The organism is Labrys sp. WJW (genome assembly GCF_001676615.1).
Taxonomy (GTDB): Bacteria; Pseudomonadota; Alphaproteobacteria; order Rhizobiales; family Labraceae; genus Labrys; species Labrys sedimenti.
In genome coordinates this window covers 1-14952 of sequence record NZ_LYXZ01000012.1, presented here as the reverse complement: position 1 = coordinate 14952, position 14952 = coordinate 1, and the positions used below count along the sequence as shown (strand labels likewise).

Genomic DNA, 14952 nt, shown 5'->3' with positions numbered 1-14952 from the left:
GCGCTCACTCCATCAATCTATCAAATCGGGATGGAACGAGGCTTGACCCCGCGATACCACCAGGAAACCAACAGGCGCGTGACCGTGAAGGCGGTGAACACCGTCGTGATGATGCCGATTCCCAGCGTCACCGCGAAGCCCTTCACGGCGCCGGTACCGACGAAATACAGCACGGCGGCGGCAATGAAGGTGGTGATGTTGGAATCCAGGATGGTCGCCAGCGCCCGGGCAAAGCCGGCATCGAGAGACATCAGCACGGTTCGTCCGGCCCGCACTTCCTCGCGTATGCGCTCATAGATCAGCACGTTGGAGTCGACGGCGATGCCGACCGTCAGCACGATGCCGGCGATACCCGGCAGGGTCAGCGTCGCGCCGAGCAGGGACAGGATGCCGAAGATCATGCCGACATTGAGCGCCACGGCGACGGAGGCGATGATGCCGAACAGGCCATAGCTGGCGATCATGAAGCCGATGACCAGGATCGAGCCGACCAGCGCGGCCATCTCACCGGCGCGAATGGCAGCCTGGCCGAGGCCCGGACCGACCGTCTGTTCCTGAATCACCGTCATGGGCGCGGGCAAGGCGCCCGAGCGCAGCAGCAGCGCCAGATCCTGAGCCTGCTGGGTGGTGAAGTTACCCGAGATCTGGCCCGAGCCACCGGTGATCGGCTCGCGAATGACCGGCGCCGACAGGACCTTGCCGTCGAGCACGATGGCGAAGGGCTTGTTGACATTCTCGGTGGTGACACGACCGAATTGGCGCGCGCCATTGGTGTTGAAGCGGAAGGAGACCACCGGCTCGCGCGTGTTCTGGTCGAAGCTCGCCTGGGCGTCGGTGAGTTCGTCGCCGGCAACCATCACCTGGTCTTCGATCAGGTAGTTCTGGCCTCCATCCGATGACGGCAGGACCGTGGAACCGACCGGCGGGCGGGCCCGCATGGCCTGGTCGACCGGCATGCTGAGATCCACGAGGCGGAATTCCAGCTTGGCCGTCTGGCCCAGCAGAGTCTTGAAACGATCCGGATCTTCCAGACCCGGCAACTGCACCACGATGCGATCTTCGCCCTGGCGCTGGATGATCGGCTCGACCACACCGGTCTGGTTGACGCGGTTGCCGACGATCTCCACCGAACGCTGGACGATGCGGGTCATGCGGTCGCGCAGGCCTTCATCGGTCAAGGCCACACTGACCTGCCCCGGCGTCGACGAGGCGATGGTCGCGGTGCGGTTGCCGGTGCCGAACAGATTGCCGTCAGCCGGATTGCCCAGCACCTGCAGCAACTGGACAGCCTTTTCGGTGTCGGCCGGATTGGGCAGCGTCACCAGGATACCGCGCCCCTGCAGGGCGGCCTGGCTGCGGATCTTGTTGTCGTTCAGGATCTGGCGCGCCTGCGAACGCAGGCTGGCGACCTGTTCCTTGATCACCGCATTCTTGTCGATCTCGAGCAGGAAGTAGGAACCGCCCTGGAGATCGAGCCCGAGCGTCAGTGTCTTGTGCGGCAGCCAGGACGGCATGGCCTTGACCCAGTTGGCCGGCATCAGATTGGGTGCGGCCAGCCATAGGCCGATCAGCAAGGTAAGAAGGACCGAAGCCGTCTTGGCGGGAGAAAAGTGCAGCATAGCGGAGCAATTCCGAGCCTTGACAGGCTATTCTCAGGACAGTCGGGAGATGAAGAACCGCGCCGACCCTATCCTGAGTCTCTTATCGTGTCTTGTGATCGAAGCCAAAGAGGGGAATTACCCCAGAACGCTTCAGGCCGCCTCGGACTTCTTCACCGGCTCGGTCTTGGAGCGGACGCTGACCACCATCTCACGGATGACTTTCACGCGAACGCCTTCGGCAATCTCGGCCTCGATCTCCGACTCGCCTTCGACAGCCTTGGTGACCTTGCCGATCATGCCACCCGACATCACGATGGTGTCGCCACGACGGATCGCCTTGAGCAGAGCGGCCTGTTCCTTCGCCTTGCGCTGCTGCGGACGGATCAGCAGGAAGTAGAAGATCACGAACATCGCGATCGGCAGCAGCAGCGTGCCACCGAGACTGGAGAACAGATCGCCGCCGCCCTGGGCTGCCTGGGCAAAGGCTGGTGTCGTGAACATGGGATCGCCTCTCAAGAGAAGCGGCCGGGACAGCCCGGCCGCGAATTCGCGCGGAATATAGTGAACCAGCCACCGAAAGCAAACAGAACGCCACTTTTGCCTGGCACATGACGAAAAATTCATGGCTAACGATGTGGGAAACCGTCCGTTCGGGTATCATGGCAGTGCATCAAAAGCCGGTAGCCCGGGAATCGTGGGCCCTGCGTCAAAGGCGCCAGCGCAGAGGTCCCGGCCCTGCCAGGAACGCTTCTCGGCCACGCGCCAGCGTTGCTACAGCGCGCATCGCGCCTCGCTGAAAGGCAGGCGCGGCATGCCGCCGCTTTTCAGCGCCCCATTGGCGCGTTAGAGACGAAGAGCTTACTCAAGTTCATCTCACCTGGTTGCCATGACTGATTTTTCATCCCGCGAATTGCCGCAATTGCTCGCCCGTATCGCCGACGCCCTGGAGCGGTTGGCGCCGCCAGCCGCCATCAAGGCCGATTTCGATGCCGCCGAGGCCTTCATCTGGCAGGCAGGCGAGAAACATCTTCAGCCTGTGCCCAAGGTGAACAGGGTTGCAATGCCCCTGCTCAAGGGTATCGATCTGGTGCGGGATCTCCTGGTCGACAATACCGAGCGCTTTGCGCGCGGGCTGCCTGCCAACAACGCCCTGCTCTGGGGCGCCCGGGGCATGGGCAAGTCGTCGCTAGTGAAGGCTTCCCATGCCGACATCAACGCCAAGGTCGGCGGTATCCTGAAGCTGATCGAAATTCACCGCGAGGACATCGACAGCCTGCCCGAGTTGATGAACCTCACCCGCCGGGCCCCCTATCGCTTCATCGTGTTCTGCGACGATCTTTCCTTCGATAGCGACGACACCTCCTACAAATCGCTCAAAGCCGCCCTGGAAGGCGGCGTCGAGGGGCGTCCGGACAATCTCATCTTCTACGCGACGTCGAACCGGCGTCACCTGATGCCGCGCGACATGATCGACAATGAGCGATCGACCGCGATCAATCCCGGCGAGGCCGTGGAAGAAAAAGTATCGCTTTCCGATCGTTTCGGCCTGTGGCTCGGCTTCCATCGCTGCAGCCAGGACGATTACCTCGACATGGTCTATGGCTATGCCGAGCACTTCGGCCTCGACCTCGATCGCGACACCATGCGGGCCGAAGCCCTGGAATGGGCGACGACCCGCGGCGCCCGCTCGGGCCGCACGGCCTGGCAATATGTGCAGGATCTTGCCGGCCGACTGGGCAAGACGTTGAACTGAACCCAAACCATCGGCCCGATAGAAAGTGGCCCGGACATTGCTGCCGGGCCACTCGAGCTGCTTCGGGGTCTCGCGGAGAAGCAGATTTCGGTATCAGGTGCCGGAGAGATAGCGGGTCGGATCGACCGGGGCGGCGCCCTTGCGTACTTCGAACAGCACCTGCGGCGAGGTCACGTTGCCGGTCTGGCCGGCGGTCGCGATGGTCTGGCCACGCCGGACGGTTTCGCCCTTCTTGACGTCGAGATCCTTGGCGTGGCCGTAGGCCGTGACATAGCCGTTGGCGTGGCGGATGAGAATCAGGTTGCCATAGCCCTTCAATTCATTGCCGGCATAGGCAACGACGCCATCCTCGGCGGCCTTCACCTCGGTTCCTTCCGGTACCGATATATTGATGCCGTCGCTATTGCGGCCGAAATTCTGGATGATCCGTCCCTTCACCGGCCAGCGGAACTCGGGGCTACCCGGCGTGGCGGCATTGGCATCCTTCGGCAGTTCCGCGGCGGGAGCAGCCTGCTGGGGCAGGTTCGCGGAGGGCGAGATCGTCCCGGTTGCAACCGGCGCAGGCTGGCTGACTTCGGCGGGCTTGACCGGCTTGGCAGCTGCCACCTGCGCAGGCTTGCTGGCCGGCACCTTCTGCTTGGCAGCGGCGAGCTTCTCCGCCTTGAGCTTGTTCGCCTTGGTCGGATCGACCGGCTTGGCAACCGCGACCTGGGCAGGCTTGGCCTTGGCCTCGACCGGAGCGACCTTTGCCGTCTGAACCGGCCTGACCGTCACCGGCTTGACGGTCGCAGTCTTGACGGCCTGTCCATGCGGGGCTGCGACCTGCATCGCCTCGGCGGCAATCGATTTTTGCGTCTTGGCGGTCCTCACCGGAACCGGAGTGGCGGCACGCGCCGCCTGCACCGGCTTGGGAGCAGCCACAGGCCTCGGCTGAGCGGCGGCGGCAACCGGCACGTCACGCGGCGGACGGTTGTCGACGACCTCAGCAGCCGGCGCTGGCGCAGCGGCATGGGCCGTACCGCGCACGACCAGCTTCTGGCCGATCTTGACGCTCATCCATTCATCGATGCCGTTTTCCTTGGCAAGGCGGGGGCGCGTCGTGCCATAGGCCTTGGCGATCGACGTGAGCGTCTCGCCCGGCTTGACGACATGAACGCCAGAGGCTGCGGCAACGGGAGCCGGCCTCGGCTTCGCACCGGCGGCCGGCGTGGTCGCAACAGGGCGAACCTTGACCTCGCCAACGCTGCCGCGTGACGTCTCGGGTACATCGCCCGGATAGGGTTGCTCGGTGGCGGCGGCGGCAGTCGTCACTGCGCCGTTGCCATTCTGGGCCGCGTTGTAGACGGGGATGATGACCTGCTGACCTGGCGTCAGCGAGCGGGAGGTCAGGCCGTTGACCTTCATGATCGCGTCGGAAGGCACACCGTAGCGATTGGAGAGCGTGTTGATGGTCTCTCCCGCGGCGGCCGTCACCGGCGTTCCGCCCGTCGCGGTCCAACCGCCGGCCTTGAAGCCGCCGATCTGCGGCGCGGGCGTCGAGATCGCGCCAGTCACGATCGGCTGCTCGCCGCGCGCCAGGCGATATTGCGTAGACGGTGCACTGCGCTGCGCCACGGCACCAACCGGCGGCAGTGGCTGCGAGGCGACCACACCGGCCGCAGGCACCGTGTTGACGGCATAGCCGGCGTTGTCGTAGCGCGGCCTCGCCCTGGAAGGCTGCGGCTGCGCATAGGCCAACTGGTTGTCACTCGCGGTGAATGGATTGGAGAAGGGGTTCTGGGCGAACCTCGATGTATCGCTGCAGCTTGCTGCGAGGCCAGCCACCAGGGCGATCACGGCGACGCGCGACAAATGGCGCGAACGGACCAATTCGATCGGAAAACGCATAGGACGCTCACACCCACGCTTGAGAAGAAGATGGGGTGATTAAGCCTCTATTGGGGTAAACAACGCCTTAAGAGCCGGACTCAATTTGGACAAAATCCGGGAATGGCGTCGATCGCGGGCAACCGGGCACCTTGGGATCCGTGCCACTCATCTCATTGAGATCGCTGAACTTTACAACCAGCCGCGTGATGCTCATGCCAGTTGCATGACAGGAGATCACAATCAGGAAACCGGACAGCCCCCGCCTCATGCGTTAAGGCAACACCGCGCCGGCGTTCGCTGGGAATCAGCGTGTCCGGCGCGACTCACAAATGGTGTCAGCGCGTCCATTCCAGGCGCAGATCCTCGGCGCTGCGAATGCCGCCATGGCCTTCGACCTTCAGCTTGCCGATGAGCCTTGCCTGCGGAATACGGCTGACGAGCGCTGCCAATCCTTCTTCCAGTTCGGCTTTTGCCAGGGCCTCGCCCAGGCAGCGATGGGCACCGCCGCCGAAGACATAGTGCCAGCGCGTGTGATCCGTTCGCCTGATGTCGAATCGATCGGGCTCGCCGAAGACATCGGGATCACGCAGGGCCGACATGGTGGAGAGCATCAGCAACGATCCCGGCGCCAAAGTATGGCCGCCTATCTCGATCTCTTCCAGCACCAGTCGCGGCAGCGAGGCCACCGAGGGCTCGAATCGCAGGGCCTCGGAAACCGCGCCGGGAATGAGGCTGGGATCGCCGCACACATCCTGCCATTGTTCGCGATGCTCGAGCAGAAGTGCCGTCTGGATCGCCATCGAGGCCCGGGTGGTATCGCTGCCGCCCAGCACAACGATGATGATCTGCATGATGGCCTCGAGCGGCGTCATCTCGGGATTCTCGTCGATGGCGGCGATATAGTCGGACAGGAAATCGCCGCGCGGGTTCTGGCGGCGTTCCGCCACCAGTTCATACATGTAGTCCGTCATCTGGCGGCAAGCATCCTCGAGCTCGGGAATGTCCTTTTCCGTCCACGAGGTGCCCAGACTGCGGGCGATGACGTAGATCCAATCCGCAAACTTCGGAATATCGGCCTCGGGCATGCCCAGAATGGCGGCGACGGTATGGGCCGGTATGATCGCGGAATAATCCCTGAACAGGTCCATCCCGCCGGTCTCAAAGTGCTGGTCGATCAGTTTCTCCGCCATCGCACGTACCTTGGGGCGGACCTCGGCAACCATCTTGAAGGCGAAGGTCCGCGCCATCGGGCCCCGCCGCCGCCTATGGGCAGCCCCATTCGAAAGCAGCATGCATTTGTCGTAGAAGTCGAAGAGCGGTCCGGAGGTGACTCCCCTCAATTGCAGGAGCTCGGTTTCAATCTGGCGGGTGCGCTCATCGGTGGTGAGGCTGACGACATCCTTGGCGCGCAGGACGAAGAGCGGCCCATCATCCCGCCGGATGAAAGGCGTTTCCGGTCGAAATTTGCGGAACAGGGCATGCGTGTCCTGATCCAGTTCGGCAATGCTGAATGTTGGAATATCTGAAGTATATTGTTGTGCTGCCTGTTCGGTCATCTCAAATCCCCCAACCGACTTGTGGCTCTGACTGAACGGCCAGGGGTGATCTTGAAATCAGACCTGAGCTGCCAGCCCCGCACCGTCGGAAACCGCCGCATACTGCACGGGATGGAGGTATCCCGCCATCCCTCCGTGACCTGAATTTGTCTGCATCCGCCGCGTCGGAGCCTCGCCCCCTGCCCTGCAGTCGAGCGATTGAAATCCGGCTCGACGGGAAAGACAGGTTTGTACTGTGATACCGGCGATGATGGAGCCGAATCTCGCTTCCGTTCCAAACTCGACGGCGGCTTAAAGCCGGTCGGCCACGCCCAGAATCATCGAAGCGGCACGGATGTCCATCAGCGGCGTATGATGGAAACCGTCGGCGTCGCGCACGATCATGGTCAATTGCTGCTCTTCGCCGGGCGGGCCGATCGGCGCGATCATCCGTCCCCCCAGGGCCAGTTGATCCAGCAGATCCTCCGGCACCTCGCTCATCGCCGCCGTGGTGACGATACGATCGAAGGGCGCCTGCTGGCGCCAACCGGAACTGCCGTCTGCCACCATCATGGTGACATTGAGGATGGTGACGGCCCGCAGCCTTTCCTCGGCCTCTGTGACCAAGGTGCGCCAACGGTCGAGCGTAAGAACCCGCTTGGCGAGGCGCCCGAGCACTGCGGTCAGATAGCCGGAACCCGTACCGATCTCCAGTACACGGTGCAGGGGTTCGACATCCAGGCGTTCGGCAATGGTGGCCGCGAGCACAGGCGGTGTGATGGTCTGGCCACACTGGATGGGAAGGCTGAGGTCGCGCCAGGCGAAATCGGCGAATTCCGGCAGCACGAAGACAGGGCGCGGCAAAGTGGAAACGGCATTCAGCACCTTCTGATCCGTCAACCCGTGGCGGCGCAGGCGCAGGATGAAAGCCATCATCTCCTGCGCGTGTTCGTCATCGGGATTCACAAAGGGCTCGTAATCCGTCATGTTGTCCGTCATCGCACCGTTTCAAAGCTATCCGAAAGCCGTTGCAGGGCTGGCACGTCGGTCAGGTTGAGATGGAGGGGGGTCACGGAAATCTGTTTGTTGAAAAGCGCGGCCAGATCGGTGCCCTCGAGCCTGGGCGGCGTTTCCCGCCGCGGTGCCAGCCAGTAGTAGGGACCACCGCGAAAATCCTGCCGCTCCACCACGTCGACGAGAGCCGCGTCGCGCTGCCCTTGCGTCGTGACGGCAACCCCGACGACCTCCCCGGGCTCGCAATCGGGAAAATTGACGTTGAACAAGGTTCCCCTGGCGAAACCGTGGGCCAGGAGCTTGCGGATCACGCCGGGTGCATGCTGTTCGGCGCAATGCCAACGCATGCCGTCCCTGCTCCCAATGCCATAGCCCTGGCTGAGCGCGATCGACGGAATCCCGAGAACGGTGCCTTCCATCGCGGCTGCCACCGTGCCGGAATAGGTGACGTCCTCGGCGATATTCTGGCCGCGATTGACCCCGGACAGCACCAGATCCGGCTGCTTGCCTTTGAGCAGATGCTGCACGCCCATCAACACGCAATCGGTCGGTGTCCCGCTGACCGCATAGCGCTTTTCCTCGATCTGCCGCAGACGCAGCGGCGTGCTGAGCGAGAGGGAGTGGGACACGCCGGACTGATCCGTCTCGGGCGCTACGACGATCACGTCGTCGCTCAGGCTGCGGGCGATCTTCTCCAGCGAAACCAGGCCTGGCGCATGGATGCCATCATCGTTGGTAATCAGAACTCGCATCCGCCGTTCGTCCCTTATTCGCTGAGTCCACACCAGTGTGCCACAGGAAAAGGAGCTCCGGCGAGGGTTTGTCTTACGCAATCCCCTGCCGTTGCGAAAATCCCTGCAGAAACAAAAGACTACCGCACCCTTCTTGATTCTGGAATCAAGGAGGGTATGGCAGGATGCGCAGAGTCGAGGCCTATTGTCTTTCGATCCGGCGCAGGCCGCCCATATAGGGAACCAGGACATCCGGAACGGTGATGGAACCGTCTTCGTTCTGGTAATTCTCCATCACGGCCACAAGTGCGCGGCCGACAGCCACGCCCGAGCCGTTCAGCGTATGCACGAAACGCGGAGCGCCACCGGACTTCGGACGGGTCCGTGCGTTCATACGGCGCGCCTGGAAGTCGCCACAGACCGAGCAGGACGAGATTTCACGGAACAACCCTTGCCCCGGCAGCCAGACCTCGATGTCATAGGTCTTCTGCGAGGCAAAGCCCATGTCACCCGTGCACAGCGTCATCACCCGGTAGTGTAGATCCAACCCCTTCAGCACGGCCTCGGCACAGGCGAGCATGCGCTCATGCTCGTCGCGGCTCTGCTCGGGGGTTGTGATCGAGACGAGCTCGACCTTCTGGAACTGGTGCTGGCGGATCATGCCTCGCGTATCGCGCCCCGCAGCGCCGGCTTCGGCCCGGAAGCAGTGGGTCAGCGCGGTATAGCGCAGCGGCAACTCCTCCTCGGCGGTGATCGCGTCGCGCACGAGATTGGTCAGCGAAACCTCGGCCGTCGGAATCAGCCAGAAATCGCCGGGCTGCACTCGGAACTGGTCCTCGGCGAATTTCGGCAACTGGGCCGTGCCGATCATGGCATCGTCGCGCACCAGCAAGGGCGCCGCGACCTCGGTATAGCCGTGTTCGCCGGTATGCTTGTCGATGAAATACTGACCGATTGCCCGCTCGAGCCGGGCCAGGCTCTTCTGCAGCACCACGAAGCGGGAGCCGGAGAGCTTGGCGGCAATTTCGAAATCCATCAGGCCGAGCGCCTCGCCCAGCTCGAAATGCTCCTTGGGGGCGAATGTATAGGCCCGCGCCACGCCATGGCGGTGATGTTCGACATTGCCGTGTTCGTCGGCGCCGGTAGGAACCTCGTCGAGCGGCAGGTTCGGGATCGAGATGATCTGGTCGTACAGAGCCTTGTCGGCGACGCGCAGCGCCTCCTCGTCAGCCGGCATGGAGGCCTTGAGCGCATTGACTTCGGCCATCAGGGCTTGCGCCTTGGCCTCGTCCTTGGCCTGCTTGGCCGCACCGATCTCCTTGGAGGCGGCGTTGCGACGTTCCTGGGAAGCCTGCAGCCGGGCGACGAGCGCGCGGCGGCTCTCGTCGAGCTCGAGTATGGTGGCGGACAGCGGCTCGAGCCCTCTGCGAACCCGGCCTTGGTCGAAGAGACCCGAGTTCTCGCGGATCCACTTCACATCATACATGAGATCAACTCCAGAACGGTCGTCGGGACACCGACGGGCTATTCCGAAGCCTGCGCATCGCTTTCCGCGCGCTTCTTCTCAACCCACCGGACCGAATAGATCGAGAGTTCGTAAAGGAGCACGCCCGGCACGGCAAGCGCGATCATGCTCCACGGATCGGGCGGCGCCAGCACGGCGGCGATCGCAAACACGATGACGATGGCATAGCGGCGCTTTTCCGTCAGGAAGGTCGAGTCGACCACGCCAATCCGGCCCAAAAGGGTCAGCACCACCGGAAGCTGAAACACCAAACCGAAGGCGAAGATGAGGTTCATCAGCAAGGACAGATAGCCATCCACAGTCGCCAGCAATTCGATGGTGGCGATCCCGCTGCCGCCCAGTTGCTGCATGCCCAGTGCGAAATGCATCACCGCTGGCATCGCCAGGAAATAGACCAGCAACCCGCCCAGGAAAAAGAAGAGTGGAGTGGCGATCAGATAAGGCAGGAAGATATTGCGTTCGTGCTTGTAGAGGCCAGGAGCGACGAAACGATAGATCTGGATGGCGAAGAAGGGAAAGCCGACGAAAGCAGCGGCGAAGAAAGCAACCCGAATCTGTGTGAATAGGAAATCCAGCGGATGATTGTAGATCAGCTTGACCGGATTGCCGGCTGCCGCCCATTCATAGGGCCACAGCAAGATGAGATAGATCGATTTGGAAATCGCGAAAGCGCCGATGAACAGCACGATGAAAGCAATGCCGGATTTCATCAAGCGCGAGCGTAACTCGATCAGGTGATCGAGAAGCGGCGCCTTGGAGGCGTCGATGTCGTCTTCGGTCATCTTAGGACTTGAACGCTGCAAGGGGGGCGAAGGCGGAGGGGATTTCGACCCCGACGAGTTTGGCGGCCAAGGACGAAGGGGTCGGCCCGGCGATGGAAGGCTCGCCCGACGTGGCAGCTCCTGCTCCGTTCTCCAGAATCGGTGCGATCGCTGCCGGGCTGAGCGGTGGCTCCGAATCGAACACCGAGGATTTCAGCGCGTTGCGCGCCAGGCCGGTGGGGCTGCTGATGCTACTCAAGGTTGCCGCGGATTGGCGCAGCGTGTCGAATTCCTTTTTGACATCCTCGAGATTGGCTTCCTTGAGCGCTTCGTTGAACTGGCCCTGGAACTCGCCTGCCATGCGGCGCAGCTTGTTCACGCCCCGCCCGAGGGAGCGCATCGTGCTGGGTAGCTCCTTGGGGCCAATGACGACGACAGCCACCGCCCCCACGATCAGGATATGGCTCCAGCTGATATCAAACATGCAACGCTCGGTCTGGCGAAACGAAACGCTCCGCGCATATACGCGGAGCCTAGAAAGACCCAATCTTCAGGCTGAGGTCACCGGCGCAAACCGCGTCGGATCAGCCCGCCTTGGTCTGCTCGGCCGGGTTGACGGTCGTACCGGCCTGGGTATCGATCGTCTTCACAGGCTGCTGGGCCGTCGCCGGTTCGTCATCGGCCATGCCTTTCTTGAAGGATTTGATGCCCTTGGCAACGTCACCCATCAAGTCGGAAATCTTGCCGCGTCCGCCAAACAGAACGAGGACGACGACAGCCAGAATGATCCAGTGCGTAATACCCCATGTACCCATGATACCCTCCAACGCGGCAAAGCCGATTGCAACAACACAACAACGGCGCCGCTCGCGACCCGATGATCCCAGCAGAATCTAGGCGGGCTTCACGGCAAAAACAAGAAGGTTTGCCGTTCTTACTCAACCTTCATGTTCGGGTTCCGGTTCCGGAAATGCGAAGGAAAGGTCGGCAGCCTCCAGCGGCTCCTCATCCGGCGTCAGCGCGCTGTCATCATTGGGCATGGGCACGCTGAAGCCGGGCGGCAGCCGGCCGTCGAGCAGCCCCGCTCCCTTGAGTTCATCGAGCCCAGGCAGATCGCCGACGCCATCCAGGCCAAAATGCTCCAGAAATGCCGGCGTGGTACCATAAGTTACCGGCCGTCCCGGCGCGCGGCGGCGGCCGCGCAGGCGCACCCATCCGGTCTCCAGCAACACGTCCAACGTGCCCTTGGAAATCGAGACCGAGCGGATATCCTCGATCTCGGCGCGCGTCACCGGCTGGTGATAAGCGATGATCGCCAGGGTTTCCATCGCCGCCCGCGACAATTTGCGCGTCTCATAGGCATCGCGCGACAGGATCCACGCAAGGTCGTCGGCGGTACGGAAAGCCCAGCGCCCGCCCAGCCTGACCAGATTGACGCCACGGGAGGCATAGTCGGCCTGCAAGGCAGCGATGGCGGCGCCGACATCGGCCCCCTCGGGCAGCCGGGACGCCAGCGTCGCCTCGTCCAGCGGTTCCGTCGCCGCGAACAGCAAGGCCTCGATCAGGCGCATATGCTGCTTCAGATCGGTCTGCGCTATGTCTTCCGGTTGGAACGATGCTATTTCGCCCAAAGCCTAATCCTTCCCTATGCGGGCAGCGTCACAAGAATGAAGCGCGGGCCGCATGGCCAAACAAAACCTGCGTCGTCCCAGACCGATTGCGCCCCGGGCGGTTTGCCGCACAAGGGGATGAGACGCCGCCAATTCTTCTTGATGGAACCCTGGTTCGATCAGGAAGAATCGGCCTGACCAGTCTCCCCGCGCGAGCGCAAATAGATCGGCGAGAAGGGAGTGGCCTGTCGTAAATCGAGCTTGCCTTCCTTCACGAGTTCGAGGCTCGCAGAAAAGCTAGAGGCCCGAACCGTGGCCCGTGTCGAGGGCTCGGCCAGATAGTCCACCAGAAATTCGTCGAGACTGAGCCAGTCCGCCGCCGGCCCGATCAGCGCTTCCAGCAATTCACGCGCTTCGGCCAGTGTCCAGACATTGCGTTCGGGCAGCTTGACATAGCCGACCATGGCGCGCTGGCGCTGCTGGGCATAGGCCGAGAGCAGATCATGCAGCGTCGCCTCGAATCGCCCGTGATTGTTGAGCCGAATGCCTTCGGGCATGCCGCGCTTGAAAACGTCGCGGCCCAGAACGGCCCGCTCCTGCAACTGGGCGGCGGCATTGCGCATGGCCTCCAGGCGCTGCAGGCGGAACGCAAGGGCGGCAGCCAATTCGGCGGCGGGCGGTTCTTCGCCCTTGGGCGATTCCGGCAGCAGCAGGCGCGATTTGAGATAAGCCAGCCACGCCGCCATCACCAGATAGTCCGCCGCCAGTTCAAGCCGGAGCCGGCGGGCCTCCTCGACGAAGGCCAGATATTGCTCGGCAAGGGCGAGGATGGAGATGCGCGTGAGATCGACCTTCTGGCGTCGCGCCAATTCGAGCAGCAGATCGAGCGGTCCTTCGAAGCCGTCGACATCCACGACGAGCGTAGGATCGCTGACTGCCTTGTCCGCCCTCACCTGCTCGTCGAATTCATCGCTCATTCAGACCGTCTCTCCGCTGGCGAGCGCCGCCGCCAGCCGTTCCCGTGCCTCGCCGATGTCGAGCGGCTCCGGCAGGTGCCGGATGCGGGCCAAGGCGGCATCGGCACGGCGGCGTGCCTTGCCTGCCAGAGCCGGGGCAGCACGCGCCACTCCGATCATCTCGTCCATCTTGCCGTTGCAATGCAGGCCGAGATCGCAGCCCGCAGCGAAGGCCGACGCAGCCCGCTGCTCCAAGGTTCCCTCGAGGGCCTGCATGGAAAGATCGTCGCTCATCAAGAGACCATCATAGCCGATTGCCTTCCTGATCACATTCCGGATCACCTTTTTGGACGTCGTAGCTGGGGATGACGGGTCCAAAGCCTGGTAAACCACATGCGCGGTCATCGCCGCGGGCATATCGGCCAGCATGCGGAAGGGCAGGAAGTCGAGTGATTCGAGTTCAGCCCGGCTCGCGGTGACGATCGGCAGTGAGAGATGACTGTCCACGCCGGCCCGGCCATGACCGGGCATGTGCTTCATCACGGGTAGCACGCCGCCGGCGATCATGCCCTCGGCCGCAGCCCTGCCAAGCGTGCCGACCGTGGTTGCGTCGAGACCATAGGCCCGGTCGCCGATCACATCATGCGCGCCTGGTACGGGAATATCGAGCACCGGCAGGCAATCGACATTGATGCCGACCTCCAGAAGATCATGCGCGATCAGCCTCGCGGCCAGCCGGGTGATCTCGCGACGTGTCACCGGATCATTGGCATGGATCTGGCTATAGCGCCGCGCTGCCGGATATTTCGGCCAATGGGGAGTCGTCAGCCGCTGGACCCGCCCGCCCTCCTGGTCCACCAGAACGGGCGCATCGCGTCCCACTGTCTCGCGCAGCGAATCCGTCAGGGCCCGAACATCCTCCGGCGTACCGACATTGCGCCGGAACAGGATGAACCCCCAGGGATCCGCATCGCGATAGAAAGCGCGCTCGTCGGGAGTGAGCGACAGGCCGGAACAACCCAGGATCAGCGCTGATTGGGGCATGACAGTCTCTTAGGCTTTCAGGAAAATATGAAGGACGGGCAAGCCAACTGGATCGGGGCGATCGGAACTCGGCCCCGATCGCCCCGATCCAGTTGGCTTGCCCGAAATCTCTCGAACCTCTGGTTCCGTCGCCGCGCCGTAGAAACAGCGCCAGGATCGGGCCAGCCGGTATCAGTTGCGAGCGATCACGCAATCCCCGCCGGCAGCCTTGAGCTTGCCACAGAAGGCCGTTGCCTCGGCCGGGCTGGACCAGCCGCCAACACGCACCCGGTAGTAGGTGCCGCGGTCAGGCAGATCGACCTTGCGGATCGAAGGCTTCATGCCGCCCAGCACACCTGCAAAGCGGCGCTGCAGCGACTGGAACGCGTTCTGGGCGTCAGCTGGCGAACGTTGTGAGGAAACCTGGACGACATAGCTGCCACTGGCGACCGGGGCAGCTATCGGAGCCGACGCCGCGGCCGGGGCAACCCCGGCGGCCGGTTCGGCCGACGCCACCTGCGCCGGCTTCGGCGCCGGCGGCATGTGGCGGGGGCGAACCGGTGGCACCGCGGGC

The 14952-nt window shown here is 63.1% G+C and carries 15 protein-coding genes; 1 reads left to right on the top strand and 14 read right to left on the bottom strand.

Going from position 1 to position 14952, the window contains the following annotated elements; genetic code table 11:
- Positions 1-20: 20 nt before the first annotated feature.
- Both secD and yajC read right to left on the bottom strand, forming a co-directional pair.
- Positions 21-1619, bottom strand: a complete 1599-nt coding sequence (gene secD / locus BA190_RS07355; protein WP_068284783.1) for a protein translocase subunit SecD — start codon at positions 1617-1619, stop codon at positions 21-23.
- A 132-nt stretch (positions 1620-1751) separates the two neighbouring features.
- Positions 1752-2102, bottom strand: coding sequence for a preprotein translocase subunit YajC (yajC, locus tag BA190_RS07350; RefSeq protein ID WP_068284781.1), 351 nt, complete (start codon positions 2100-2102; stop codon positions 1752-1754).
- Between the two features lie 385 nt (positions 2103-2487).
- Between yajC and BA190_RS07345 the strand changes: the two genes are divergently transcribed.
- Entirely contained in the window at positions 2488-3354 is an 867-nt protein-coding gene (locus BA190_RS07345) for an ATP-binding protein (RefSeq protein ID WP_068284778.1), read from the top strand.
- Positions 3355-3447: 93 nt separating this feature from the next.
- On the opposite strand, the gene BA190_RS07340 is transcribed toward BA190_RS07345, so the two are convergent.
- The 12 genes from BA190_RS07340 to BA190_RS07285 all read right to left on the bottom strand — a co-directional run.
- Complete coding sequence (locus BA190_RS07340) at positions 3448-5241, bottom strand: peptidoglycan DD-metalloendopeptidase family protein (RefSeq protein ID WP_068284776.1); 1794 nt, start codon at positions 5239-5241, stop codon at positions 3448-3450.
- Positions 5242-5558: 317 nt separating this feature from the next.
- Complete coding sequence (locus BA190_RS07335) at positions 5559-6779, bottom strand: cytochrome P450 (RefSeq protein ID WP_068284773.1); 1221 nt, start codon at positions 6777-6779, stop codon at positions 5559-5561.
- A gap of 291 nt (positions 6780-7070) precedes the next feature.
- Positions 7071-7757: a protein-L-isoaspartate(D-aspartate) O-methyltransferase gene (locus tag BA190_RS07330; RefSeq protein WP_082979540.1), complete on the bottom strand. Its 687-nt coding sequence runs from the start codon at positions 7755-7757 to the stop codon at positions 7071-7073.
- Entirely contained in the window at positions 7754-8524 is a 771-nt protein-coding gene (gene surE / locus BA190_RS07325; RefSeq protein WP_068284771.1) for a 5'/3'-nucleotidase SurE, read from the bottom strand. The genes BA190_RS07330 and surE overlap by 4 nt, the downstream gene beginning before the upstream one ends.
- 181 nt (positions 8525-8705) lie before the next feature.
- Positions 8706-9989 (bottom strand): serine--tRNA ligase, encoded by a 1284-nt coding sequence (serS, locus tag BA190_RS07320; RefSeq protein WP_068284769.1) that lies wholly within the window; start codon positions 9987-9989, stop codon positions 8706-8708.
- A 38-nt stretch (positions 9990-10027) separates the two neighbouring features.
- Positions 10028-10810 (bottom strand): twin-arginine translocase subunit TatC, encoded by a 783-nt coding sequence (gene tatC, locus BA190_RS07315; RefSeq protein ID WP_068284767.1) that lies wholly within the window; start codon positions 10808-10810, stop codon positions 10028-10030.
- A 1-nt stretch (position 10811) separates the two neighbouring features.
- Positions 10812-11273, bottom strand: coding sequence for a Sec-independent protein translocase protein TatB (gene tatB / locus BA190_RS07310; RefSeq protein ID WP_068284766.1), 462 nt, complete (start codon positions 11271-11273; stop codon positions 10812-10814).
- Positions 11274-11373: 100 nt separating this feature from the next.
- A complete protein-coding gene (locus BA190_RS07305) occupies positions 11374-11604 on the bottom strand; it encodes a twin-arginine translocase TatA/TatE family subunit (protein ID WP_068284764.1) in 231 nt (76 codons plus the stop codon).
- A 123-nt stretch (positions 11605-11727) separates the two neighbouring features.
- Positions 11728-12420, bottom strand: coding sequence for an SMC-Scp complex subunit ScpB (gene scpB / locus BA190_RS07300; protein ID WP_068284760.1), 693 nt, complete (start codon positions 12418-12420; stop codon positions 11728-11730).
- Between the two features lie 158 nt (positions 12421-12578).
- A complete protein-coding gene (locus BA190_RS07295) occupies positions 12579-13376 on the bottom strand; it encodes a ScpA family protein (RefSeq protein WP_068284758.1) in 798 nt (265 codons plus the stop codon).
- Complete coding sequence (gene nagZ, locus BA190_RS07290; RefSeq protein WP_068284756.1) at positions 13377-14399, bottom strand: beta-N-acetylhexosaminidase; 1023 nt, start codon at positions 14397-14399, stop codon at positions 13377-13379.
- A 171-nt stretch (positions 14400-14570) separates the two neighbouring features.
- Positions 14571-14952 (bottom strand): SPOR domain-containing protein (locus BA190_RS07285; protein ID WP_162275061.1); only part of this gene is annotated, 382 nt, incomplete at its 5' end.